The organism is Micromonospora endophytica (assembly GCF_003236305.1).
Taxonomy (GTDB): domain Bacteria; phylum Actinomycetota; class Actinomycetes; order Mycobacteriales; family Micromonosporaceae; genus Micromonospora; species Micromonospora endophytica.
On the sequence record NZ_POTX01000499.1, the window covers coordinates 1 to 870 of the forward strand.

Annotated in this window: 1 protein-coding gene; it reads right to left on the bottom strand. The window is 70.2% G+C overall.

Going from position 1 to position 870, the window contains the following annotated elements:
- Positions 1-863: hydroxymethylglutaryl-CoA lyase (locus C1I93_RS30760; protein ID WP_111246720.1), on the bottom strand; the 863-nt coding region annotated here is incomplete at its 3' end.
- Positions 864-870 lie beyond the last annotated feature (7 nt).

Genomic DNA, 870 nt, shown 5'->3' on the forward strand with positions numbered 1-870 from the left:
CCGGAGGGGAGGGGGCGGGCAGTGAGGCGCTCGGCCAGCTCGGCGACCTCGATCAGGGCGTCCAGGTCGATGCCGGTGTCGATGCCCATGTCGTGCAGCATGTGCACCGCCTCCTCGGTGGCCAGGTTCCCGCTGGCACCGGGTGCGTACGGGCAGCCGCCGAGACCACCGACGCTGGCGTCGAACTCGGTCACCCCGAACTCCAGCGCGGTGAGCAGGTTCGCCAGGGCGGTGCCCCGGGTGTTGTGGAAGTGCAGCAGCACCGGGATGTCCGCATGACGGTCGCGTACCGCCGTCAGGAGATCGCGGACCCGTCGGGGCGTACCCATGCCTGTGGTGTCACCGAAGGCCACGCGGTCGGCGCCGTCCCGGACCACCCGGTCCACGATGGCGGCTACCCGACCCGGGTCGATGTCCCCCTCGTACGGGCAGCCAAAGCTGGTCGCGATGATCACTTCGGCGTGGGCACCGGCAGCGTGCAGCAGATCGATCAACTCAGCGATGTCGTCGAGCGACTCGTCGGTGGAGCGGTTAAGGTTGCGCCGGTTGTGGGTGTCGCTGGCGGAGACGACGACCTCGATCTCGGTGAACCCGGCGGCGAGGGCACGCTGCGCGCCCCGCACGTTGGGCACCAGCGCCGAATAGCGAACCCCGTCGACCTTTGCCGCCTGCCGCCACACCTCGTCGGCATCGGCCATCTGCGGGATCGCCCTGGGATGCACGAACGACACCGCCTCGATCCGCCCCACTCCGGTACGGGAGAGCGCGTCGAGCAGCCGCACCTTGGCCTCGGTCGGGATCGGCTCCTCGTTCTGCAAGCCGTCGCGCGGTCCCACCTCCCGGATGGACACAAACCCCGCCATCCCGCCC